The organism is Paenibacillus sp. J31P190 (assembly GCF_059692075.1).
Genome location: NZ_JCAUAS010000042.1, coordinates 1 through 23,551, shown reverse-complemented (window position 1 = coordinate 23,551; position 23,551 = coordinate 1). Strand labels below are relative to the sequence as shown.

Sequence of the window (23,551 nt, the reverse complement as noted above, 5' to 3'; positions counted from 1 at the left end):
AACCTCACTTATCTTTTTTAGGAGCATACAACTAATATGGTAGTCCTTTTTATCTGCGTTTTTTTACATGATTTCGAGAAAAATTCATACATTTTTTTGTCCCCTAAACCAACAAAGAGAGTGGCAACTAATTGCCACTCTCTTCCTTTATTTACTTGATTAAGCCTGCTTCTTTAAACTGCTTGGTTGCTGTGTCCTTATATTTCTGCATGTCAAACTTGGTATCCAACGTTTTGAGGAAATTATCCCAGTTGGAAAGAGGGTCTTTGCCCGTCATAAATTTGACCAAGCTTTCATTAATGAAACGTTGGCGGTCAGCTGCCAATGTATCGCTCGGGTCTGCAGTCAATAAATTCCCGGGCAAAGTAGGCGCCACATATTTCTGATTGTTCGTAAAAGCTTCTGCCGTCTTTGGATTCTGGAAGCTGAAATACTCGGCATCATCGCCACGGCGCGGCATTCTATAATGATCGACCCACAGATATTTTTCTTTCACTTCTTTCGTTAAATCAGGGGTTTTGTTTTTGACCTTGCCGTCCACCAGATCCCAATGAATACCTTTCAGGCCATATGCGAAATTCGGGTATGCTTCTTTGTCCGTAAAGAGATATTCCAGCATAGACAAAATTCGAACGATTTTGTCCTTATCTGCTTTCTTAGAAATGGCCCATGAATTGCCTTGGAATGATTTTCTCTCCACGATTTGATCTCCGTAAGGCCCTTTCATCGGAGGAATGACGATCCATTCCGGCACCTCTCCGCCGATTTCTTTCATTTTCTGCTGAGCATCCGGTTCCAACCTACGGGCATCCCTTATCATGAAGCCGATTTTACCTTTATATAACTTTTGGTCCAACAAATCTGGTGTATTCATTGTCACCCAGTCTGGATCTACAACTTTGGCTTCCATCATTTTATTGATGTAAGAGAGCGCTTCTTTCATTTTTGGATCGATAAACAGGAACACAGGTTTATTGTCTTTCACTTCAATGGCTGAGGGAGGATTAACGCCAAACATCCACATCAAACTATCGAAGCCGTAGGTTTGCAGATTGCCTTCTTTATTCATACCGCCTATGAAACCGTACGTATCGTTCTTGCCGTTTCCGTCAGGGTCTTTATCTGTAAAAGCTTTCATCACTTCAAACAGCTCTTCAGGGGTGGTCGGCACTTTCATATTCAACTTTTTCAGCCAATCATTGCGGATGAAGAAGCTTCGACTGATACCGTTTACATTATCATAACCTGGAACAGCAATGGTTTTTCCTAGATATGACATCGCATCCCAGGAGTCTTTACCAAAACGTTTTTTCAGTTCGGGAAATTGATCCAAGTACGGTGTCAAGTCCGCAAGAACGCCTTGGTCATAATATTGTGCGAGATCAGCTCGGCTCTTCAAGAAAAGCAAATCTGGAATATCTCCGCCAGCAATGAGCGTATTTAATTTGGTCGTTGCTTGCCCTGATTGAGGAATCATCATATCCAAGTCGATATTCACTGCTTTTTCCAACATTTGGCGTTGGATATCTTCTTCACGGGGAGGAAGCGGAGCAGCAGCGTTGAAAGTGCCTTGGTTAAACATCGAGATTTTCATTTTGGTTGCAAACTTGTTGGTCTGGCCTTGAAAACTGCTCGAAGCTGTCGGTATAACTTCATTTTTTTTCCCACATCCTGACAATACCGCTCCCAAACCTACTATTGCTGTCAGAATAGTAAATGAAATCTTTTTACGCTGCATATTGACCTCTCCTTTTGCTTATATATTATCACGGTTTTCCCGTAACAACCTAGGTTGGAATGCCTTTTAGCCTTTAACCGATCCCATGAGCACACCTTTAGTAAAATGCTTTTGCATAAATGGGTAAACGATCAAAATCGGAACCGTAGTCACAACTACAGCAGCCATTTGCACAGCGAATGTGCTAACGGTTCCGGAATTGGCGAGTGAATCCGCACTTTGTGTTGCGACGTTGAGCAGGATGTTTCGCAAGATAACTTGAAGAGGCATTAAGTTGGAATCATTGATATAAACAATAGCATCGAAATAACTATTCCAATGCCCGACTGCGTAAAATAAGGAAATCGTGGCAAGGACGGGCAAGGACAGGGGTAAAATGATCTTCCATAACGTCTGAAGTTCGCTTGCACCGTCTACCCTCGCCGATTCCTCGATTTCAGCAGGCAATTGCTCGAAAAAGCCTTTAATGATCACTAGATTAAATGCACTAATGAGATGTGGAATAATCAATACCCAAGGACTGTTTAGCAATCCCAGAGAGCGGATTAATAAATAAGTAGGAATTAATCCTCCCCCAAACATCATGGTAAAGACAATGAATAGTAAAAATGCGCTGCGCCCCGGCAAATATTTTTTGGATAACGGATAAGCCGCTATGATCGTAAAAAACACATTAAGCGCAGTGCCTACTATCGTTCGAAACAACGTAATTTTATAGGCCTGCCCGATACCATTAGAAATAAATACTTCTTTATAAGCTATAAAGGTAAAGGACTCTGGAATAATAACAATTCCTCTTCTTAACACTTCCGATTCTGGCGTCACTGAAACTGCAACCACGTATAAAAAGGGAAGTAAACAGAGTGCGGATAGCAATATAAGAATGAGATACACGGCTGTTTGCCATACTTTTTCCCCGAAGGACAGATTTATCATACTCAAACCACCTCACCAAATTTGCCCATCGAATTTTTTGGCGAGCTTGTTCGCAGCCAAAACTAATACAAATCCGATGACAGCTTTAAACAATCCTACAGCAGTAGCCAACCCAATCTTAAGACGCTCCAACCCTTCACGGTATACCCATGTGTCGATGATGTCGATCTTCTCCTGGTTAAAGGTGTTGGCAAACATGAATATTTGGTCAAAGCCAGCGTCCAGAATATGGCTTAGTTTAAGGATCAGCATCAGAATAATGACTCCTCGAATGCCGGGTAATGTTACATGCCATAGCTGTCTCCACTTGGATGCGCCATCGATTCGGGCCGCTTCATATAAGCTCGGATCGATTCCCGCTAGTGCTGCAAGGTACAATATCGCCCCCCATCCAATATCCTTCCATATCTCAGATAAGATGATCAGCAGTCTGCCCCAGGCAGGTTCCGTCAGGAAGGAGATCGGTTGGAAGCCATTTCCCTTCAGAAGCATATTAAAAAGGCCATCTCCTGGGGCTAATAATGCCACCATTATTCCATAAACAATGACCCATGACAGAAAATGGGGCAAATAAGTAATTGTTTGCACGATTTTCTTAAACCATTGGACATAAACTTCATTGAGAAGCAAAGCAAGTACGATAGGAGCCGAGAAGCCGAACAATAGCTTGTACAGCGAGATGATAATCGTATTTCTCATAATGTCCCAGAAATATACCCCGTTAATAAAATCTTTAAAATTTTTCAATCCAACCCACGGGCTATCCCATAGTCCCAAGGCCAAATTGTAGTTTTTAAAAGCAATAACGATTCCCGCCATAGGAATGTACTTAAATATTGCAAAATATAATAATGCCGGGAATAAAAGAGCATACATCACTTTATACGTTCGTATCGTTCTAATCAAAGATTTCCACTTGGGAGGGAGGGGAATGCCGTCCGCTGCCAATTTCGTTTGCATTTCATCACCTCAGCTTTATTTATATTTTTATAATAGCATCCCAAAATCGGATAAATTTCTGTGATTTCTAGAATTTCTTATAAGATATTAAGTAAGAGAGCCTGGCAAAATTCCAATACACTATGCATGAAAAAAGGAATTCTGATTTTCAGGGCTGAAAATGTGTACACATATAGCCTCTCCAACCATGCCCGTAAACGGGAAAGAAGGCTGCCATGTGGCAACCCTTTTTTATCTTGGCTCATGCCATTGAAGCAGACTCAGCTTCCAGCCACCGATACTTTTGAGGCGTGGGATGGCGTGAACAACCGAAACTGTTAGTTAGTGATTGATCACTTACTTTCGGCTGTAAAAAGAGTGCCATTTCTTTTCTGCAACGCGTGAACCGTAGCTGTGATTCCTTTTTCGAAGATGACTGCACGTGCCGGTCCGATCAATCGCTCGTATTTGTCCCTGCTCAAGACAAGCGGCTCTTCGGTCAAATAGAGCATCTCCACTACCTCCTTCATGACTGGCACAGCCGTACCGAGCAAAGACAGCCCGATTCTTCCAAGCGGAATAACCGATTTGGCGCTTCCGCTAGCTTGTTGGGCTATTTGCACGATCTCCTTGCCCGAGATCAAGCCTGCACCAGGTATATGCCAGTTCTGCGCATAAGCATCGTCCTTGCTGGCGAGCTCCGCGATCATGAACGCCGCGTCTGGTAAGTAGACGAACTCACGAGGGACTCGCATATTTCCTGTGAAAAACGCCATTTTGCCAGCCGCGATCACTTCAAGTGTAGAGCCAAGATAAGAAGCCTCATTCGCCGTTGGGCCGTAATAATCCGGCAAGCGGACGATCATGACCTTAGCTCGGCTCCACCGCTGATCGAAAAGCATCTTCTCATAAGCGAGCCTAGTCTTGCCCTTCTTCGTATGCGGCTGCTTGGGATGCTCCTCGGTCGCCCGAGCCATCTGCCTTCTTCCATAGGGATAGATGCCGTCGATCGCGACTACTTTTATGCCCAAACGGTCAGCGGCCTCCATCACCGATTCGCCAAGAGGAATCAGCTTGCTGACCATCTCTTGATAAGGCACGTTCGCACAATGGAATAGGACATCTGCACCTTCCGAAGCGGAGACGATGTCATCCGGACGAAAAGCATCACCCATAGCAATCGTCAGATTCTCAGGATGACCCAACCTAGCCCTAAGGTCCTCCAGCTTTTGACGAGATCGCCCGAAGGCCACCGTCCGAATTCCACACGCAACCAGGATACCTCCAGCGCCGTCAACAACAAAGCTTCTTTCACCCAAAAGAGCCCTTGTCTCTTCCCAAAAGGAAAAGAAAGGGCTCCGCTCTATGGATGGCGAATAATAACTTTGCCAAAATTCGAAGCCTCCTTGAAGTAACTGAACGCTTCCTTGGCTTCGTCAAAAGAAAACACACAGTCGATGACAGGCTTCATCCGGTGGGCCGCAATGGCTCGGTTCATCGCGTTGAATTGAGCACGGCTGCCAACGGCGATCCCCCGGAGGGTAAAGACGTTATAAGCTATAGCTTTGAGGTCAATCGAAGTGCCTTCTTGTGTGAGCCATCCGACCTGACTGATTTGACCTTCAAAGGCAATAGATTTAATCGACTTCTCGAGGGTACTCGTTCCGCCAACCTCTACAACACGGTCAGCGCCTCGGCCTCCCGTCAGCTCACGCACTGCGATATGCCAATCGGGAACTGTATTGTAGTTAATGACTTCATCTGCCCCAAGGGCCTTCAACCGATCTGCCTTTTCATCGCTCGAAGTGGTTGCAATGACTCGGGCACCACACAGCTTAGCGAGCTGCAAGGCGAATAGTGAGACGCCACCCGATCCGAGCGTGAGTACGGTATGTCCGGCTTGCAGCGGTTGCCCGCTTGTGAGGGCATTCCATGCGGTAACGGCGGCGCATGGTAAGGCTGCGGCTTCCTCGAAGGATAGATGAGCGGGTATATGCACAACCGCCTCTTGGCTCAGAACCGCATATTCAGTCAGCATCCCGTCCAGAGCGCCGCCGAGCTGCGCTGCATACTCCAGGCTGAACGGACCGTCAATCCACTGTGGAAAGATGGAGGCCATGACTCGGTCTCCTGGTTTGACCCGGGTGACACCTTCACCTACCTCTACAATTTCGCCGGCTCCGTCTGAAACTGGAATAAAGTCTGGTCGGACCGGCAGCGGATACCTGCCATGAAACAGAATTGAAATTTCCCGATAATTAAGCGAACAGGCTTTAACCCGAATTAGCACTTCTCCTGGACCCGGAACCGGTATGTCGTTTTCTTTAACCGTAAGGCCGGCAAGGCCTTCTCCCAAATTTCCATGATAACTTCTCACGATATCCCTCCTCAAGATTTGAATGATGGTGCAGTTTGCCCGAATGATCAGACAATTGGTTCGAATCAAGTTGCTGGCAGCACATCGGTGAACTGGTAGTCGAAACGGATCCGACCATCATTGTCTAGCAGGATGAAGACGGTTCCGGCAGCCACTGCCAAGTCGCCTCCCTGGGGGAACATCGCCCAGCCGTACCTCACGGCGTTGTGATGCTCATCTGCTATCCCTATGCTTTTGAATACATACCCTCCCGTTACTACGAACTTTTCGTACGCCTTGCTGACCCGGTCCTCGATGGCTTCGCGTCCATGTGCTTCGAGTGAATCCGTGTAATGGGTCGCGTCTTCCGACCACAGCTCTGCGATGATTTCTCTGCGCCGCCCCGCGTCAGCTTCGTTCCAAACAGAGTTGTAAAGATTTACGAAAGTTTCAATCTCTTTCATATCCTACTCACCATTCCTTCGTTATTAAGTTGTTTACAAATAAGACTATAGCATTCAAACAAGACAAAACCTGTCTTATTTAAATGTTATAATTAAAAAAAAAGAGAGGAGGAGTGCTATGTTAAAATCGCAGCGACTGATCCAGCTCATTATGATCGTCAACGCCAGGAAATCCTTTACCGTTCAGGAACTCGCCGATGAATTAGGCTTATCCAAGCGCACGATAACCCGCGATTTGCAGGAGTTGAGCGAACTTGGTACCCCTATTTATTCCGTCCAGGGGCGTGGAGGAGGCTACAGGCTGCTGCAGGAGCGATTGCTCCCGCCGATTACATTCTTGGAAAGCGAAGCCGTTGCTATGTTTTTCGCCTGCCAATCACTGCAGTATTTCGGTTCCCTGCCTTTTGACGAAGGGGCTTCCTCGGCGCTTCACAAGTTCTACCATTACCTTCCTCCTGATATTAAAGAACAAATCGACCGGCTGAAGAACAAAGTAGTGATTTGGAACCCACTGCGGTCCATGTCTGCTAAGTGCCTTCGTACCTTGTTGCAGGCCATCATGGTCCGAAGCGTAGTGACCATCGAGTATGACACGGGCAAGGGAGCCGAGAGAAGAGACATCCAGCCAATCGGTCTTTATGCTAGTCAGGGCTACTGGTATTGTCCGGCCTACTGCTTCGAGCGCAAAGGATATCGCCTCTTTCGTGCGGATCGAGTACGTTCAGCCAGCTTGAACGATTTGCTCGACTGCTTGGATGAGGTAGACAAGAAATCCATCTTCGATTGGAATGTCGACGAGCTGAATGCTTCGGAGAAAAAGGAACTGATCCTCACCCTGACACCCGTGGGGGTGCGGACTCTCGAGGAGAACGGCTGGTTTAATGAGTTCATTGAACGCTATGAGGATGGAAGTGGTGCGATCCATATGATGATCCCCGTGAACAAGGTGTCGTTTTATACGGAGATGATTTGGGGAGTTGGAGAAGCGGCCAGGATTATCGAACCGCCAGAGGCGATAACTTATATCGAACAAAAGTTGAAGATGATGAGCCAGCAGTATGGGCTTTCGTAGATTAGCAAGTACCGTTTTACATGCATGGTAAGGATAACTAGAGCTATAATAGGCTGCCAATCACTCGGCAGCCTTCTTTGCTTATTAACTCTCTTTTTCTCGTTAGCAAATAAGATGTTTAATACCCCGTCGCGTCATTAGTGACCCATCTTCATCGCCAGGTCCGGATTGTCCCCACCGGCGGGTCCATCTTCTTCCATCAGCTTCGGTTTACGCAGAAGGAGCGACAGTGCGATACCCACGGTCACGAGGCATGCGGACAGGAAGAATGTGTCGCCGTAACCCGCTACGACAGCGTTCAGCGGAGTAACGTCCGCTCCCGCGCTTGCGGCGTGGGAACTGATTTGCGATGTGAGATAACCCGTCAAGCCCGCGACCGCGAACGAGAGGACGACTTGCTGAGCTGCCGTTGTCAGCGGTGTGACGCGGCTCACCAGACGGCGAGGCGCAGAATTCAAGACATGCGTGTTGAGCGGCATCATGGTGAAGCCCATGCCGAGACCCAAGATGCAGATGCACAGGATGATAACCCACAGCGAGGTATCCACCGATATGCCGGACAAAATGAACAGGGAGATGGTTATGACGGTAAGACCGGCGAAGGCGAGCGGACGCGCTCCGATCTTATCGAACAACCGGCCGCTTATCGGCATGCCGATTCCCGCACATAGCGCATAAGGCATCAAGATCCAGCCCGTTTCAAGCGCGGTGTAGTGCATGACGCCTTGCAGATACAGCGGCACGATTAGCATTGTGCCGAACAGCGGGAGCTGTACGATCCACGCCATGATGATGCTGCGTGTAAAGTCGGACGACTTGAACACTTTCAGCTCCAGCAGCGGCTGCTTTTGTGCCAGTTCCACGATGATGAAGAGGATGAGTGCAATGCCGCCGACGGTCAAGCCCGTGATCGTCGAAGCCTGGGACCAGCTGGTGCCGCCTTCGCTTACGCCGTACGCCAGCATGGAGAAGGCAATCGGCGCCAGGCACATGCCGATGACGTCCAGATGCGGCGCCGCTTGGCGGTCTACTTTCGGCAAATATTTATACCCAAGAATGAAAGCGATAATGCCGATCGGCAGATTGATGATGAAAATCCAGTGCCAGCTGACAGAATCGACCAGCCATCCGGATAGCACCGGACCGAACGCCGGTGCTATCAGCATTGGGACGCCGAGTACACCCATGATGGATCCGCGGCGCTCTGGAGGCGCGAGCTTGAACACCATGGCCATCCCGATCGGGCCAACCATGCCGCCGCCTAAGCCTTGAATGATGCGGTAAATGATCAGCTGTTCCGGCGTTTGTGCGATGCCGCACAGCACGGAGCCGATCGTGAACAGGGCGATCGTAATCATGAAAATTTGCTTGGAGCCGAATTTATCGGCCATCCAGCCTGCAAGCGGGATAACGGCGGATAAGGCTAGCGTATAGCCGGTGACGGTCCATTGGATCGTCTTCAGATCGGTGTCGAAGTAGTCAACGAGTTTCGGAATGGCATTATTGACGACGGTGCTGTCCAGAATAACCATGATCATACCGACAATAATCGCTATGAGGGGAGGCAGAATGGCTTTCAGCGAGAAGTTGTCCCCGCTGGCTGACATCGTTTTTTGTGTGTAGGAGCTGACATAGATCCCTGCTTTCTGCTCATCGAGCTGCTTTCTCGTACAAATTCGCAGGCAATGCCTGCACGAACGGCGACCAATCGCCCGTCGTGTAAAGATGAAGCCGGTGCATGGCCCGCGTACACGCCGTATAAAGAAGCTTGCGTTCGTTGTCCCGGCCGTAAGCTGCTGGCGAAGCGTTATAGATGAAGACCGCATCGAACTCAATGCCTTTGGCAAGATACACGGGGATGACCATCACTCCCTTTTCAAAAGTGAGCGTCTCCTTCGTAATACGCTGCAGCCCTTCGCCCCCTTGCATTCGTAACGATTCATAAGCCTCTTCGCTTTCGGCTGCAGTCTTGGTAATAACGGCAATAGAAGCGAAGCCCTCGGCCCTGAGCGAGGCGATGTCTTCTAGTAGTTGCGCATCACGCTTCTTCACGTCGTTTGATCTGATCAGAAGGGGCTTGTTGCCTCTTCGTTCAAACGGTACGATCTCGTCCCCGCCAGTAAGCAGCGATTTCGTAAATTCCACAATCTCTCTAGTTGAACGATAGCTGCGAACGAGGCGGACGAGGCTTGTATCGGCTTCGCCAAAAAGCCGGATCAGCGGAGAATCGGATGCTTCCAGGTTTGTGGCCTGCATGAAGATCGCTTGCCCGAAATCGCCGAGCACCGTCATCTGGGCACGTGGAAACAACGTTTTAAAATATTCATATTGAAACGCCGAATAATCCTGACCTTCGTCGACGAAGACATGCCGAATCTCCGTGTTCGTTCGGACGCCTTCGACCAGTTCTTTTACAAATAAATAAGGAGTCGCATCCTCGTGGAACAATTCGTTCCGGCTCAGCATATCCTTGGTTTGTTTGCAGATTTCAGGCCAATGCAGGGGGATGGCGATCTCATTTGTTTTCTCCCGATATGAGGTTTCGTCGTCGAACAATTGGCCATATATACCGCCCACATCGACAAACGAAAATTTCCTCACGCTTTTCCTTAGCGGCTTAAAACTTTTCTTCACGATTGATCGAAGGATCAGTTCCTCCTCCCGCTGGGCGAAGTCAACGTCGCTTTCATCTCCCCGACGCTTGTTATTCATTCGCTCGCGAACCACAGCGTAGTGCTCCGAAAGGTCGAGTAGTTCCCTCTCTTTGTGCAGCATGTCGAAAACTTCCGCGTACTGCTCGTTATCGAGATAATTTAACTCCTCCTGCACCCAGAATGCATCCCGTTCCTCGCGTTCCAGCGAGGCCAGTTCATTCAGTAGCCATTCCTGCAAGAGAACGACACGATTGAACAACGGCAGGGAACGGTCGAATTTGTACATTTTCGCGCTCATACACTCCGCAGTAATCAGAACACGATCTCGAAACCATAGGTCCTTGAACCGCATACCTTCCCGCCCCAACCACTTCCCGTAGTTCTGCAGGGCTTTCAGAAAAGCTTCGGAGGTTTTGTACGCGATCCCCTGGAGGCGAGCCTCATATCCCGGCTCCCTCTGTGCTGTCAGTGTGTATTCGATCTGATCGAAGGGATCTTCCGACCGCAATGCAGAACCGAGCCAATTGTCCAGATATTCCTGAAACGTCGTCTGCTGCATATTCTCTTCGCCGAGTTCTGGAAGGACGGTGGAAATATAACTGCCAAACATCGGATTTGGCGAGAAAAGTACGATCTGATCGGCCTTGATCGTCTGTCGGTGTTTGTATAGCAAGTACGCCACACGCTGCAAGGCCGCGGAAGTTTTCCCGCTGCCCGCCGCTCCCTGTACAATAAGCATCCGGCTTTTATCATTGCGGATGATGGCGTTCTGCTCCTTCTGGATCGTTGCCACGATACTCTTCATTTGCGAGTCCGCGTCCTTGCCGAGCACTTGCTGCAGCAATTCATCACCAATCGTTTCGCTCGCGTCGAACATGTTGCGGATGTGTCCGTTCTGAATCTGGAACTGCCGTTTAAGCGTCATGGTCCCTCCGATCCGACCTGCCGGCGTGTCATAAGAGGCCGGGCCCGGAGGATAGTCGTAGTATAGGCTTGCGATGGGGGAACGCCAGTCATAGATCAGAAAAGTCAATCCGTCATCGTCGACGAAGGAGGATACGCCGATATAGATTTGCTCGCTTGCGTTTAAGCCATCCTCCTGAAAGTCAACGCGTCCAAAATAAGGTGACGGGAGCAACCGTTTCATGCCTTTCCATTGCTGTACCAACCGGTTGTGGCCACGCTCTCTTTCGGCTAACATCGCTGATTGCTGCTGAACCGAGTAAAAGCTCTCTTCGAAATCTTCGGTCGTGCTCGTGTTAATCGTCACTTCTTCCCAAAACCGCTTGCGGATGTCCACAGCCTGATCGCGCAGTCCGGTAACCTCCGGCTCCATCTCCGCGATTCTTGTCTGCAGTTTGTTCCTGACCCGATCCAACCGTTCCTGTTCCTTCCGCCATTTCTTCGCTTCCATCTCTCCCTAAACACACTCCTTTTTCCATTTTTTGGGATAAAAAAGAGCATTGACAAATTAAAGTTCCAGATGTACAATTAGAGTAGGAATAAAACTGGATACAATCTTTATTTTAATTTGTCAGTAACGCTACCGATTATATCATAGCGTTATTTCTTGTTCAATTTATTTTTTTGTTACCTCCGGCAGAGCTGAACACTGACCCGGATTGCGGACCATTTAAACAAACCACCGCGGAGTTAAGCTGCCAGTAGATGACCCTTGAATTCATCAGGGGTCATCTTTTTTTTGTTGTTGAGGAAATAGAGACGAGTCTTTCCTCGAATTACCTGTATACTGCCTCAAATAGTTACTTGTTCCTCCTCCGTGTATCTTCTTCTCATACAATTAGCCTTGTTTCAAAAGTCTCCCGATCTCCCCAGCAACTCCACCTGACATGGGAAAATAAAGTTCTTTAATGGAAATGTTGATTTGGCGCGGTTTCTAGTTGTTCAATGTAAAAGCGGATAATAATTAAGTTTTTTAATGAGCTGGCTACCAATCAAAACATTATGAAGCAACAAGAAAATAAAGTTCTTTAATGGGACTCGATCCTCGTTTACAATTGTAAATTCGCCCTTGTGATGCCATTTTGGTACAACCTCATCTGAAAGTTGTATCATTATGTGGAATCAAGAATATGTTGTTCCTTACTGCTCTTCTAGAAAGTGAAGTATTTGCTTCAGAATTAAAACTTAAGGAGATTTGAGTATTTTTCATTGACACTAATCCCCATAGTTATTTTGACACATTTGAGTCATCAAATAATTAATATACCCATCCTTATTAACTCTGACATCTTTGCACTTTTATAGCTTTTTTCTGATCACCTTTCTAACGACATATCGGGCATCATCCCCAACACCACGAAGTGTTGCTGACGCAAACGATCTTTGCCCAGAAAGTCCAACAAAATATAACCCATCCGTAACATTACTCACTCCAACCTTATGTCTTGGAAATTCACGATCATCTAAAGCATTCAACTCCGATAAAAAAGATAAATTAGGCCTGAACCCAGTAGCAAAAATGATCGCATCGATGCTCTCTTTCTCTCCATCCTCCCAAACAACACCATCCTCATACAACGATGTAAACATTGTTCTTTGATATGGTTTTCCGCTCTCTAATAGTTGTTTAAACCCTGCAGAATCAATAACAGTTGTTGGCTCCGGTACAGGACGGCCAAACAAAGGAAAAGGGAATTTATCTAACCCGGTAGCAATTAACCAAAAGTGCAGATCGCGCCCAAACTTAACCTGAGGTAGGAGTTTAACCGGTGTTCGAACCGCTAGGGTCGTAGTGGATACCTCAGCGACTTCAACACCTATTTGAACTGCAGAGTTCCCACTCCCGACAATAATCACACGTTGACCTTGATAGGGCTTGGTATTCCGATACGCAGAGGAATGAATAACTTCACCTCGAAACTCTGCTATTCCAGGAATGTCTGGAATATAGGGTCTGTGAAATGAGCCTGTCGCACTTATAACAGATTCAGCTTCAAGAATCTCCCCACTTGTTGTGGTAACTTGAAACCTCCCATTAAATTTCTCTACTTTTTCAACACGAGTGTTTGTCTTCACCGGCATATTATACTTAGAAGCATATTCTCGAAGGTATGAAATCACTTCATCCCGCGAGGGATACCGATCACACCCACCTGGGAATGGGAAACCTGGCAAAGAAGAGTACTTAGCGGGTGAGAACAGCTTTAGGCTATCGTAATAATGTGGCCATGATCCAACTGCTTCAGGACCGGCTTCTAAAATGTGAAATGACAACCCATATTTTTTAAGGTAATATCCTGCAGCAAGTCCAGCTTGCCCTCCACCGATTACAATGGTTTTATACATAATTATCTCACAACCTTACTCTTCATTTTTCTAATACATCCTGCTTATAACAGCTTTTCCATCGCCATAACATCAACATATTCCCCATCTAAAACGCCCTGATTCTGAAAAACGCCAATTTCACGATATCCTGATTTACGGTAAAGCCCTTGACCTAATTCGTTAAAAGGGAATGTAAAAAGTACAAACTTATAAAACTCATTTTCTTTACCCACACGTTCTAGCTCTTTCAAAAGACTACTCCCAATCCCTTTACCGCGGTATTCACGGTCAATATAGATCGATATATCTCCAACTCCGTTATAGGCGCAACGTGTGCTGTATGGGTTTATCGAAGCCCAGCCGACAAATTGCTCATTTTCTTCTGCAATCAAAACTGCATATCTTCCTCCGTGGGTTTGAAACCAACTTTGCATATAACGCAAGTTCTTTGTTTCCTCCTCTAAGGTTGCGATCCTATCCTCAATTCCTTGGTTGTAGATATTAAGAATCGCGTTAATGTCGCTTATTTTTGCATTTCGAATGATCATGCGAACACCTCATTAAATGAATTTTATAATAGTTGACATTTGCAATTAATAGCCCAAAAAGAACTCCTCACCAAAGAGAAGAATTGAAACTATCCAAACGTAGAATACATTAAACTCATTATGAAATAATTGATTTTTGCAACTACCACCCTAAAACAATCTCCTCTTTTAAGAGGAGGAGCAACAATTTTCATTTTGATTCATCGCCTGACTCAAAAGGCCTAAACTTTCGACAACTTGATCCCGCTTATTTTCCGGTATGAGTTGTAAAATCCCTTGAACATAATTCTCCATTGTTTTGGATATGGCTTGATGCTGCTCTTCCCCTTTTGAGGTTAAAGAGAGTACCACATAACGCCGATCTTTAGGATCAGGAGTTCTTCGAACCATCTCCAACTCGACCAATTGCTGAATTTGCCTGCTGATTGTACTGGTATCGGTGAAAAGGTTTTGGGCCAAATCATTTAGAGCAATATTAGGATGTTTCATTAACTCATAAATGATATGGCTTTGTATCACGGAAATACCGCAACACTGTGCACCATCTTTCTGAAGCAGTCCGAATCTGCGAACAAGTAACTGCAGCACTTCTCTCATATCTGGGAATTGTGGATTATTGTTCATATTAGATCACCTAACTATTTTATAACACACATTAATTGATGAGTGCAACTATTGATTAACGACAATATCCTTCCTCATTCCTACATTACCTTTCATAAACCAAATGATACTTAGCAGCAAAAGGAGCGATGCAGAAAGCCAATAAGTCATGCTTAAACCAATGAAATGCTCAGATAAATAACCAAACAACGGCCCCATGGATGCTCCCACATCGGATACGACTACATACATGGTCATTATAAATGTTCGAGCAGATCCGAATGCGATATCCGAAACCATTGCATCCATAATTGTAGATAAAAAAGTTGTAACAATGAGAAGTGCAAGTAGATCAAGTAACCAAAGGCCAAAAGGAATCTCAAAATTTGTCAAAGCCATAAATATTGAAGCCAAAGCAAGTGAGCCGATAAGGAACGGTCTGCGTCCCCACTTGCGGTCAGATAATTGACCAAACCAAGGAGACATAAATGAGCCCAATGCCCATCGTACGGCTTGGAGAGCACCGGCTAGTGTGGCGGCTCCAATAACTATTTCATAAAACATAAACGACGTCTTGTGATGAACATCAATCAGGTGACTTAACGTTGCAGTGAGCATGCCGTCAAGACACATGCCAACTAGAAACACAGAAATTAAAGTCCCTTGCAATGCCGGAAGTTTTATAAGCACCCTCTTTTGGAGTGGAGCATCTTCGGATTTAATTTGTTTTTTCGCCTTGGGAACAAACCTGTAAACAGCAGGAAGTACAAGGAATGCCAGAATACCAAAAGTTGTAGCAACAGCCCGTAATCCAAACAATTCCACACAGATACTACCAACAAGCATGCCCACTAAACTGCCTATTCGGTAAAGCCCATTGTAAGTCCCCATGAAGTAACCTCTGTTTTGGTCATCCGATAGTTCGAGGATCATGAAGTAAGAGCCCAAACGAAATAACGACCAAGCTACACCCCAAACACACCGCAGAATAAGCCAACTATAAAAACTATCTACCCATCCGTAAAGTAATGTAGTCATTCCTGCTATGAATACGGCCAAAAATACACCATTTCTGATGCTGATTTTTTTGTACAACCATCCAATCAAGGGGCCGAGCGGTAATCTCACAAAACGATTTGCCGAGAGTAAAATTCCAACTTCAATGAGGGACGTTAGTCCCACATCGTTCCAATGAATCGGTAATACAACGTATAGCATCGAATCACCAAATAGTGAGACAGCTGTGATAAGTGCCAAAAAAATAATAGGTTTGAGATCTGCATTTTCTTTTGTCTGCTCTCTGATCAACGAACTTCTCCTTTCAAAATAAAAAGCGGCATTGCCCTTAAGACAACGCCGATGTAATCTAGCTGCAGCATGAAGATGTCGATGCCACCGGTTTGGTAATTGGTGAACAACAAGAACTTACTTCATCAGATTTTACTACCATTGTTTCACTTTTTTCAGGTTCACAGCACGAGCTACTTTTAATACTACATACCCCAGTTTCAGGCAGTTCAAGTTCAACCCTCTCAGCTGCTTCATGATCGCCAACTAAAGCTGCAACAACGGATCTCACTTGTTCATACCCTGTCGCCATCAAGAAAGTCGGCGCTCTACCGTAGCTCTTCGATCCAACAATATAAAAGTCCTTCTCAGGTTGTCTTAGCTCATTTTCCCCATGTGGTCTAACCGTACCGCAGCTATGAACATTCGGATCGATTAGAGGCGCTAACTCCAAAACGCTTTCCAAGCCTGGATCTGCTATCACTCTAACTTCTCTTAAGAATGAAAAATCAGGACGGGAACCTGTATTCGAAACGATCTCATCAATCGCGTCAATATGGGCAAATTCGCTGTTTAAAGAACCAATAACCTGAATTTTTTCCCCGTCCTTTTTTAATTCTTGAATATGAAATGGCGTCATCACTTTAACTTTACCTGATTCAACTAGCTTCTGAATACGCGTTCCGAGTTCTCCTCTCGCAGCTAGCTGATCTTGATCCCGCCCCCCGTAAACATCCTCTAGTCTAGATTTTCTTAGTACCCAGACAATTTCAGTCTCCTGTACCTGCCCCTTAAGCTCCCCGAGTTCCAAAAGTGTATTGATCGCGGAATGACCGCTACCAACAACAAGAACTTTCTTTCCACTATAGCGATTTTTATGCTTACCTAGAACATCAGGTATACCATAAAATACTTGTTTGCTTAAAGACTGCTCCTCAGACGTCCAGACCCCTTCAGAAAGGATTGGATTCGGACTGGTCCAGGTACCCGAAGCATCGATGACAGCTTTGGCCTCAACCAAGAAGCGTACACCATTGTTCTCAACATGCAACACAAATGGAAGGTCATCGCGGCCATGTGTTTTTACCTTATTTAGGCCTTTTCGGCTCACAGCGGTCACTTTCGTGTTCAAGTTTATGAAAGGTTTGATTTCAGGTAACTCGGCGAAAGGCTTAAAATAGTTTTCAACCATCTCTAATCCAGTAGGGATTTCCGAATGATTCGGAGCGATCCAACCATGTGAGGTAAGTAGCTGCCGCGCTGCTTTATCTATATTGTATTCCCATTGAGAAAAGAGACGTACATGAGCCCATTTAAGGACACTGGCCCCCACCGAATTCCCAGTATCAAACAATACAAAAGATTCTCCTCGTGTAACTAAATGTGCCGCTGCGGCAAGGCCAATAGGACCAGCACCTATGATCGCTACAGGTAATTTCGCTTTAGATAGAACTGTATTTTTACTCAATGAAGATACCTCCATAAAATAGTTTTCTTTATCATCCATTTAAGACGTAAGCTATTATCGAAAGACGCAAACTTACTCACTCTTATGAGCAAGCACATGCACAGCAAGCAGTTTGATTTTTGTTAATCCGGAATAACCTAACGAACTTTTTGAGACTAAAGCTAAATTGTTTTTTCACCTGAGTTTGAGCCACATTCGCTGTGTTTACTTGTTTACCTTCCTGTTCTACATACATCAGTTGTGGATTGATATCGTGAAATAACATGTAAAACCACTCCTTCATCAAAATATATTGATATATACATCAAAAAAAAATTGATGTAAAGTCTAAAAAAAATTAAGAACCACTCGGTCTAAAAATGCAACAAAGCTCTTCTGAAAGCAATCCGTTCACCGCAGAATTATTGATCTCATAATAGCTCCAGGTGCCAATGATTTCTTTTGTAATTAGATTGGCGTCTAAAAGGATCTTCAAGTGATACGACAACTTGGATTGAGCCATTTCCACGACATCGCATAGGTCGCATACGCACGTTTTTCCCCGCTGTGTTAACTCATACATGATTTGAAGTCTCTTGCGATCCGCCAAGGCTTTAAACTTTGCATCATACGTTTCAAAAAACGAATCGTTCGGTGCAGTATTTATCTTTACTTCATGTATTGGAATTATGGTTTTCATTATTTTCACCCGAATCATTAATCAATTTTTTTTGATTTAATCACAATATATACCAATACGAATCAGATTGCAATGGTTTAATCAATTTTTTTTGATTAAAAAATATTTATTAAAACCTTCTCGTAACGCCTGGATCACTTGTGCCAAGTAAACCATATTCTACAGTACGATGGCTGCTACCACCTGATTAATGGCTGGAAGCACGATAGGGGTTCGTAAAATAAGTTTAAGACTGACCCCAATAAAAGAAAAAGCGGCATGGCTAGGATGCTAATATAAAATCCTAGACTGCCGCTGCACCTAGCTTTGTCTTACAGCTTGTCTTACGAATTGTAAGACAAGCTGTACTCAACTATAGTTTCCGTTAGCGTAATTCCGAGATCCCTCGGTCAGACCGAGGGGGTATAGCCCTAATGCTTTAATATGGTGTTATATGATGTCACAGTCCTCTTCAATAAACCTTATAAAATCTAAGCATTCCACATTCTTGTTACTTCTTCTAATTCTAATTCCTCGAATTGCATTTTATAGATATCTGGTTTCTTTAATTGGTTCAAAAAATCCAAGCCAAAAGCTGGATCAAAATGATTCATCATCAAAGTCATTACAAGACCATGAGTCCCGATTGCTATTTTCTTCCCTCTGTGCTCTTTTAATATGGGTTTTAGAACTGAGATTGCTCTTTTCTGACAATCAGCATTAGACTCTCCACCCGGCAAGGTATGATTAAGGTCATTAAAACTCTCTCTGATACTAGACATTAACTCTGCATTTTCAATAATATTAGATGCAAAATGACGTTCTCTAAGATCTTCAAATACTTTAATATCTAACTTTAAGTGCTCGGCCAATCCCTCAACACTAAGAATTGCTCGAGTATAAGGACTTGATATAATCATGTCAATTCCTTCACCTATAAGTAACTTCGTTGCTTTTTCAATATCGATCTTTCCTTTTGGGGTAAGTCCTCTTGTTCTTTCATTTCCTTCATTGTATGGTGATTCTCCATGCCTAACCATATAGATAATTGTCTTCATACAGGGCTCCTTTAGATGCTTTCATTAAATATCACACTGTGATTTCACATAACGTTATATTCACAAAGTTTATAAAATTATCCAACTCAGAAAATATTCGAGAAACAATTGGACTATCCTCCCGTCAATTAAAAAGAGGAGCAACTGCCAGCCGCGGCGTTCTGCTCCCTGGTTAGTTAACTAACGTTAACGTTTCCGTTAGCTGAACAGATCTACGGATTGTATGTTTAGTTTATATTTTTATTATTCGGTTATATGCCAGAGAACGCCTGCAGGGTCTATAAGGTGGATGGAGCGCTTACCATACGGTTGGATTTGAGGGGGCTTGGTTCTAATGTTATATTTCCCAACTATCCCGGTGTTTTGAATATGCTGCCACCAAGCATCCAAATTTTGCACACATAATTCCAACATATAGTTATTTTGCAATTCTGTGTTATGAAAGTTTTGTAAATGAAATTCCGTTTCGTCAACCCTGAATATTGTAAGTTCATCACTGGAGAATATTTTTTTAAATCCAAGGTCTGTATAGAACTGGACGGCAAGTAGGTAATCTGCACCTGATGGAACAAATGGACGTAATTTAAGTGCTTTCATGATATCATCTCCTCAAGAATTATTTAATGGGTAAAGAGCAGCCGTTTAGCATTCCCCTCAACTATCGTTCTGCGTTAGCGCAATGTTTAATTGCCTTAGTCCCAAAAATTAAAGATGACATCTCCGACTGTTTTTGGTTTCCAATGAAAGATTTGGATTAATTCCGTCTTATTTAGACTTTTCGTTTAGCACAGTATTAGTTCTTTCATCGAGTATTAATCGTTGATTAAGTGCGTTTGCCGATAGCACTCTAAATTCATTGCTCAAGGTATCTATAACACTAGAAAGTGAGTCGTCAACAAATTCAATATCGAAATATTGAACAGAGGAAGCAAACGCAACGAATGGATAGGAACTGTTTAATAAAATAAAAATGCTTCCGAATTCCAAACCAATCTCTGCTGTATAAAAATTTTGTGATATATGTGGTTCTTTAAAGGACAAAAGCTTCCCTTTTGAATAGTTTGCCAACGTGTAACAGAGTCTTTTAAAATGTAACGAATCGACCTCTGGCGAATTTTTGCCCAGGAATCCTGATATACCATCCAGAAGTAACACTGCCATCACCAACCTCTAATTCAGTCGCCCAACCTGTCACGGTACACACGCTTAATTTTAACACATATTGGAACTATCCTGCCCGTTTAGCAAAACGAAGGCTGCCGTCGTTTTGGCAGCCATCAGTATTGAAGTATCGTTCTTACGTTAGCTCAATAAACGGTAGCCATTGTAGTTAATTAATTATCACTTAGAAGATTACCGTTCCTATCATAATATTTATATTTAAATTCAAGGGTATCATCTTTAGGCAAATCAATCCAAGTAACAGACTTTTGATTTACACTAAACTCTTGTTCAATAACTTGTTTATTTACCTCTAATTCCATTTTTGCAATATTATTTTCTTGATTTGTAACAATCATAAATTTTGAATTGCTGGATTCATCATCCGATATGTGAAAGTGAATTAAGAATGTAGAAAATGACTGACCTGCATGTTTTTCAATATTTCTCCATTCATAATTGCCTTTTGGGTTTTTAGAAAAATGAATATATGCTGGATTATTATTTGATAAGAAGACAACTACCCTTGCATCATTAAAATCTTTAATCTCCAAAATCTCAACTGATTCATTTTCATAACCCTCAATAGACATAATCACTTTTAGTATGGATTCTTTATCATTTCCATAAAGTTTATTTGTACTATTTGAAAAATAAATAACAATCACTGCAATTAAAATGCTTGCGATTAAAACATATACTATTTTTTTCTTTGATATCTCCATATGCCGTTTCTCCGTCCTTCTAAGGTAACATTAAAACACTATTATTCCGCATAACTGCTTGTTAGCACAACAGGCCGCCGAGTTTATCACCGGCAGCCCGCAAGATCTTATTATGAAGCTATCGTTTCCCGTTACTTCAATGAACAAAAAGAGGAGCTCAGTCCACGAAGCTCCCTTTTGCAAATTGCTTTCGGTCGGAACAGTAGATGTAGTATTAATGGAGACCTCTCAGGATCCAAGGTCCTTTAACCACGATTTGCGGTTCCCCAATGTAGAAGGTTACTTCGTTTTCTCCCGGTTTTACATCCAGCCATTCCATTTCAACAGCTCTAGTCCCCTCATTCATCTTGGAGCTATAGGACATGCCGATACCGTCTTTAGTAAAGATTTTATAGTTCTGCAGTGTTCTAGCTTGGGTGGGATCAAAATGTGTATTTACTTCTATGCGAACACTTTTTTCATTTACGCGTTCCACTCGAGTGAAATCAACTGAATAGCCATCGATATTAAGTGTTACATGGATATCTTGTGTTCCTTCCCCTGGGATAGGCAGTGTAACTTTTTCATGTGATACTTCAGAGTTAACTATCCTGATTGAAGGAATGACAATTTGATAAGATTCTTTCCCCCCCGTAGGGTCATCAAAAAGAATTTCACGTGGTTTGACGAACCCAGAATCCTTTATTATTTCTAACCTCCTACCTTCATCATCCATTAGTTGGAGTTGTTGTTGTCCAGTAATCGGTTCTTTGCTAAAAGAATCGATAATCTGATGTCCTTCCAATTGAGTAAGCAAGTTCACTTTGCGACGATTTTCGTCCAGAGGGGTCACAATGCCGGTAATTCTAATGCCGTTTTGGAGATCGCTTGATCCAAATCCCATCAAATCATCCGCTGTCTTAGCCTGTGTCAGATGCAATGGGCCAATGACCGTATTTCCGAATCGAAGCGTTACGTTTTCAATCCCACTAATCAGTTTACTACCTTCATAGTAATATTCTGCTTGCCAAGGTCCACCATTCCCCCAGGATGCGAAACTTTGCTTAAACTCAATTTGCCCTTGTTCAGTGTCAAGAATGATGCTCTTAACGTTTGCTGCAGAAACCTTGTCTCCGCTCACAGCTATTTGCCCACTTGTTCCTTGGATTAACAAGCCATCTACTGTGACTTTACCGTTTTCCCCTTGCGTCTCAACTGGTTTTTGCAACACATACGCTCTCTGTGAAGGATCGCTATTTTGCTGCACGTAGCCAAATCCTGGTATAAATTGTAGTAGTTTCTTCACGTCCGCCCTAACGTCTGGTGAGAACGATAACACCGTTGTACCTAGGACTACAGCAGCACATACTGCTACCACCCACCTCTTCACGTTAACACGGTAGGCAACTTTCTTTACATGCATGATTGGCTTAATTACTACCTTCCTGTTACCTACCTCACTAAGCCCCAATTGTTCGAATGTCCGATGTTTGATTCGAAGCCAAGCTGCGTCATCTGCTCCCTCCTCGCATACAAAAGGTTCAATCTTATCTAAACCTTCAAAATCGCTCGGATCTTGCTGGTCCATCCACTCAAATACCTTTTTTTCCTCTATTTCAGCCATGGTTTTTTTCCGACCTCACTTTGCTAAGTTTATGCTTAAACGTTTTGCGCAACCGATATAGTCGGTTTTCTACCGCTTTACTAGTTAGCCCTAGCCCTTTCGATATTTTTTCGAGCGACTCATAATAAAAAAAACGTCTGAAAAAGATCGTTCGATCTGGTTCTGGCAGCAAATTGACTATTGAAACCATCTCCATTGATGCTTCCTTTGATATTATCGTTTCTTCCAAGCTCGTACCCATGACCGTCCTATCCTCAAATTGTTCCATTTCCGGACGCCTCAGTAACTTACGACGGGCATCAAGTGCAGAATATTTGGCGAGGAGTAGTAACCAGGTTTTTAATGAGCCCTTTTCCGGCTCGAAATGGTCGATACGCCTCCAAACAGCCATGAAAACATCACTGACGCACTCTTCCACATCTTCCGTTCGGCCTGCCCCTGCCATAACACGACTGACAAGGCCATAAACGGCGTTTCCATATTTGTCCATCAATTGTTCGAGTACTGATGGGTGTTGGTTACGCAGGGCATCTACCAAGTTTTGATCTTCCGTGTCCATGTCGTCTCCTTCTGTCCTTGTGTTGTTCTTATATGTAATACTACGTCATCAGAATCGGAAATCCCTCAACTAAGAATTTAAGTTTTGTCTATAATTACAGTATTAGAACTAAGTTTCTGTACAAAAATTCGGCATTAGTCATATGTTCTTTTAATAAGTAAGTATTGTCTAGAAGCTCTGTAGCGGAAATTTATTTTTGGGATGCCGGAATTTACGTCCGAACAATACGTGAAGGTATTTTTAAAGAATACACATGTAATTGTTGCAGTAAACTGCCCGTTAACGAAATAAAGGCTGCTTCGCGGCAGCCGTTCAACTATCGTTCTCCGTCCCTCGGTTTTAAGGGTTTATCTCACGTATACTCACTCATTCGCAGGATTTCATCACCTTGAAAATCAAGATCGTTCAGATAGTAAGTTGCTTAGAACCGT

The 23,551-nt window shown here is 44.0% G+C and carries 21 protein-coding genes; 1 reads left to right on the top strand and 20 read right to left on the bottom strand.

Going from position 1 to position 23,551, the window contains the following annotated elements; all coding sequences use genetic code 11:
* Positions 1-151: 151 nt before the first annotated feature.
* The 6 genes from AC58U0_RS35390 to AC58U0_RS35365 all read right to left on the bottom strand — a co-directional run bounded on the left by AC58U0_RS35390 (position 152) and on the right by AC58U0_RS35365 (position 6,433).
* Entirely contained in the window at positions 152-1,738 is a 1,587-nt protein-coding gene (locus tag AC58U0_RS35390; RefSeq protein ID WP_497383396.1) for an extracellular solute-binding protein, read from the bottom strand.
* 66 nt (positions 1,739-1,804) lie between these two features.
* Positions 1,805-2,674 (bottom strand): carbohydrate ABC transporter permease, encoded by an 870-nt coding sequence (locus AC58U0_RS35385; RefSeq protein ID WP_497383395.1) that lies wholly within the window; start codon positions 2,672-2,674, stop codon positions 1,805-1,807.
* Between the two features lie 12 nt (positions 2,675-2,686).
* Complete coding sequence (locus tag AC58U0_RS35380; protein ID WP_497383394.1) at positions 2,687-3,634, bottom strand: ABC transporter permease; 948 nt, start codon at positions 3,632-3,634, stop codon at positions 2,687-2,689.
* Between the two features lie 332 nt (positions 3,635-3,966).
* Positions 3,967-4,932 (bottom strand): NAD-dependent epimerase/dehydratase family protein, encoded by a 966-nt coding sequence (locus AC58U0_RS35375; protein ID WP_497383393.1) that lies wholly within the window; start codon positions 4,930-4,932, stop codon positions 3,967-3,969.
* 44 nt (positions 4,933-4,976) lie between these two features.
* Positions 4,977-5,990, bottom strand: a complete 1,014-nt coding sequence (locus tag AC58U0_RS35370) for a zinc-dependent alcohol dehydrogenase family protein (protein WP_497383392.1) — start codon at positions 5,988-5,990, stop codon at positions 4,977-4,979.
* 65 nt (positions 5,991-6,055) lie between these two features.
* On the bottom strand, positions 6,056-6,433 hold the full coding sequence (locus AC58U0_RS35365) for a hypothetical protein (RefSeq protein WP_497383391.1): 378 nt from the start codon (positions 6,431-6,433) through the stop codon (positions 6,056-6,058).
* Between the two features lie 118 nt (positions 6,434-6,551).
* Here AC58U0_RS35365 and AC58U0_RS35360 point away from each other — a divergent pair, with 118 nt between their 5' ends.
* A complete protein-coding gene (locus AC58U0_RS35360; protein ID WP_497383390.1) occupies positions 6,552-7,505 on the top strand; it encodes a helix-turn-helix transcriptional regulator in 954 nt (317 codons plus the stop codon).
* A gap of 137 nt (positions 7,506-7,642) precedes the next feature.
* Here AC58U0_RS35360 and AC58U0_RS35355 read toward each other — a convergent pair whose 3' ends face one another.
* The 14 genes from AC58U0_RS35355 to AC58U0_RS35290 all read right to left on the bottom strand — a co-directional run bounded on the left by AC58U0_RS35355 (position 7,643) and on the right by AC58U0_RS35290 (position 23,120).
* Positions 7,643-9,112: an MDR family MFS transporter gene (locus AC58U0_RS35355; protein ID WP_497383389.1), complete on the bottom strand. Its 1,470-nt coding sequence runs from the start codon at positions 9,110-9,112 to the stop codon at positions 7,643-7,645.
* A gap of 43 nt (positions 9,113-9,155) precedes the next feature.
* Positions 9,156-11,573, bottom strand: a complete 2,418-nt coding sequence (helD, locus tag AC58U0_RS35350) for an RNA polymerase recycling motor HelD (RefSeq protein ID WP_497383388.1) — start codon at positions 11,571-11,573, stop codon at positions 9,156-9,158.
* An 848-nt stretch (positions 11,574-12,421) separates the two neighbouring features.
* Entirely contained in the window at positions 12,422-13,468 is a 1,047-nt protein-coding gene (locus AC58U0_RS35345) for a flavin-containing monooxygenase (protein WP_497383387.1), read from the bottom strand.
* Positions 13,469-13,512: 44 nt separating this feature from the next.
* Complete coding sequence (locus AC58U0_RS35340; protein WP_497383386.1) at positions 13,513-13,998, bottom strand: arsinothricin resistance N-acetyltransferase ArsN1 family A; 486 nt, start codon at positions 13,996-13,998, stop codon at positions 13,513-13,515.
* 168 nt (positions 13,999-14,166) lie between these two features.
* Positions 14,167-14,622, bottom strand: a complete 456-nt coding sequence (locus AC58U0_RS35335) for a MarR family winged helix-turn-helix transcriptional regulator (RefSeq protein ID WP_497383385.1) — start codon at positions 14,620-14,622, stop codon at positions 14,167-14,169.
* Between the two features lie 48 nt (positions 14,623-14,670).
* Entirely contained in the window at positions 14,671-15,909 is a 1,239-nt protein-coding gene (locus AC58U0_RS35330; RefSeq protein WP_497383384.1) for an MFS transporter, read from the bottom strand.
* Between the two features lie 58 nt (positions 15,910-15,967).
* Positions 15,968-17,395, bottom strand: a complete 1,428-nt coding sequence (locus AC58U0_RS35325; RefSeq protein ID WP_497383383.1) for an NAD(P)-binding domain-containing protein — start codon at positions 17,393-17,395, stop codon at positions 15,968-15,970.
* 298 nt (positions 17,396-17,693) lie between these two features.
* Positions 17,694-18,035, bottom strand: a complete 342-nt coding sequence (locus AC58U0_RS35320) for an ArsR/SmtB family transcription factor (RefSeq protein WP_497383382.1) — start codon at positions 18,033-18,035, stop codon at positions 17,694-17,696.
* A gap of 470 nt (positions 18,036-18,505) precedes the next feature.
* Positions 18,506-19,072 (bottom strand): histidine phosphatase family protein, encoded by a 567-nt coding sequence (locus tag AC58U0_RS35315; protein ID WP_497383381.1) that lies wholly within the window; start codon positions 19,070-19,072, stop codon positions 18,506-18,508.
* 243 nt (positions 19,073-19,315) lie between these two features.
* A complete protein-coding gene (locus AC58U0_RS35310) occupies positions 19,316-19,669 on the bottom strand; it encodes a VOC family protein (RefSeq protein ID WP_497383380.1) in 354 nt (117 codons plus the stop codon).
* A 168-nt stretch (positions 19,670-19,837) separates the two neighbouring features.
* Positions 19,838-20,233, bottom strand: a complete 396-nt coding sequence (locus tag AC58U0_RS35305; protein ID WP_497383379.1) for a hypothetical protein — start codon at positions 20,231-20,233, stop codon at positions 19,838-19,840.
* A gap of 173 nt (positions 20,234-20,406) precedes the next feature.
* A complete protein-coding gene (locus AC58U0_RS35300) occupies positions 20,407-20,958 on the bottom strand; it encodes a hypothetical protein (protein WP_497383378.1) in 552 nt (183 codons plus the stop codon).
* 214 nt (positions 20,959-21,172) lie between these two features.
* Positions 21,173-22,561, bottom strand: coding sequence for a hypothetical protein (locus AC58U0_RS35295; RefSeq protein ID WP_497383377.1), 1,389 nt, complete (start codon positions 22,559-22,561; stop codon positions 21,173-21,175).
* Positions 22,554-23,120, bottom strand: coding sequence for a sigma-70 family RNA polymerase sigma factor (locus AC58U0_RS35290; RefSeq protein ID WP_497383376.1), 567 nt, complete (start codon positions 23,118-23,120; stop codon positions 22,554-22,556). Before AC58U0_RS35290 ends, AC58U0_RS35295 begins: the two co-directional genes overlap by 8 nt.
* Between the last annotated feature and the right edge of the window lie 431 nt (positions 23,121-23,551).

What these genes read in the sequence shown, in the direction of transcription:
- AC58U0_RS35390 (WP_497383396.1), bottom strand. Translation starts at nt 1,738, where the DNA reads ATGCAGCGTAAAAAGATTTCATTTACTATTCTGACAGCAATAGTAGGT.
- AC58U0_RS35300 (WP_497383378.1), bottom strand. Translation starts at nt 20,958, where the DNA reads ATGGAGATATCAAAGAAAAAAATAGTATATGTTTTAATCGCAAGCATT.
- AC58U0_RS35340 (WP_497383386.1), bottom strand. Translation starts at nt 13,998, where the DNA reads ATGATCATTCGAAATGCAAAAATAAGCGACATTAACGCGATTCTTAAT.
- AC58U0_RS35295 (WP_497383377.1), bottom strand. Translation starts at nt 22,561, where the DNA reads ATGGCTGAAATAGAGGAAAAAAAGGTATTTGAGTGGATGGACCAGCAA.
- AC58U0_RS35315 (WP_497383381.1), bottom strand. Translation starts at nt 19,072, where the DNA reads ATGAAGACAATTATCTATATGGTTAGGCATGGAGAATCACCATACAAT.
- AC58U0_RS35325 (WP_497383383.1), bottom strand. Translation starts at nt 17,395, where the DNA reads ATGGATGATAAAGAAAACTATTTTATGGAGGTATCTTCATTGAGTAAA.
- AC58U0_RS35355 (WP_497383389.1), bottom strand. Translation starts at nt 9,112, where the DNA reads ATGTCAGCCAGCGGGGACAACTTCTCGCTGAAAGCCATTCTGCCTCCC.
- AC58U0_RS35365 (WP_497383391.1), bottom strand. Translation starts at nt 6,433, where the DNA reads ATGAAAGAGATTGAAACTTTCGTAAATCTTTACAACTCTGTTTGGAAC.
- AC58U0_RS35385 (WP_497383395.1), bottom strand. Translation starts at nt 2,674, where the DNA reads ATGATAAATCTGTCCTTCGGGGAAAAAGTATGGCAAACAGCCGTGTAT.
- AC58U0_RS35380 (WP_497383394.1), bottom strand. Translation starts at nt 3,634, where the DNA reads ATGCAAACGAAATTGGCAGCGGACGGCATTCCCCTCCCTCCCAAGTGG.
- AC58U0_RS35335 (WP_497383385.1), bottom strand. Translation starts at nt 14,622, where the DNA reads ATGAACAATAATCCACAATTCCCAGATATGAGAGAAGTGCTGCAGTTA.
- AC58U0_RS35320 (WP_497383382.1), bottom strand. Translation starts at nt 18,035, where the DNA reads ATGAAAACCATAATTCCAATACATGAAGTAAAGATAAATACTGCACCG.
- AC58U0_RS35360 (WP_497383390.1), top strand. Translation starts at nt 6,552, where the DNA reads ATGTTAAAATCGCAGCGACTGATCCAGCTCATTATGATCGTCAACGCC.
- helD (WP_497383388.1), bottom strand. Translation starts at nt 11,573, where the DNA reads ATGGAAGCGAAGAAATGGCGGAAGGAACAGGAACGGTTGGATCGGGTC.
- AC58U0_RS35345 (WP_497383387.1), bottom strand. Translation starts at nt 13,468, where the DNA reads ATGTATAAAACCATTGTAATCGGTGGAGGGCAAGCTGGACTTGCTGCA.
- AC58U0_RS35305 (WP_497383379.1), bottom strand. Translation starts at nt 20,233, where the DNA reads ATGGCAGTGTTACTTCTGGATGGTATATCAGGATTCCTGGGCAAAAAT.
- AC58U0_RS35310 (WP_497383380.1), bottom strand. Translation starts at nt 19,669, where the DNA reads ATGAAAGCACTTAAATTACGTCCATTTGTTCCATCAGGTGCAGATTAC.
- AC58U0_RS35290 (WP_497383376.1), bottom strand. Translation starts at nt 23,120, where the DNA reads ATGGACACGGAAGATCAAAACTTGGTAGATGCCCTGCGTAACCAACAC.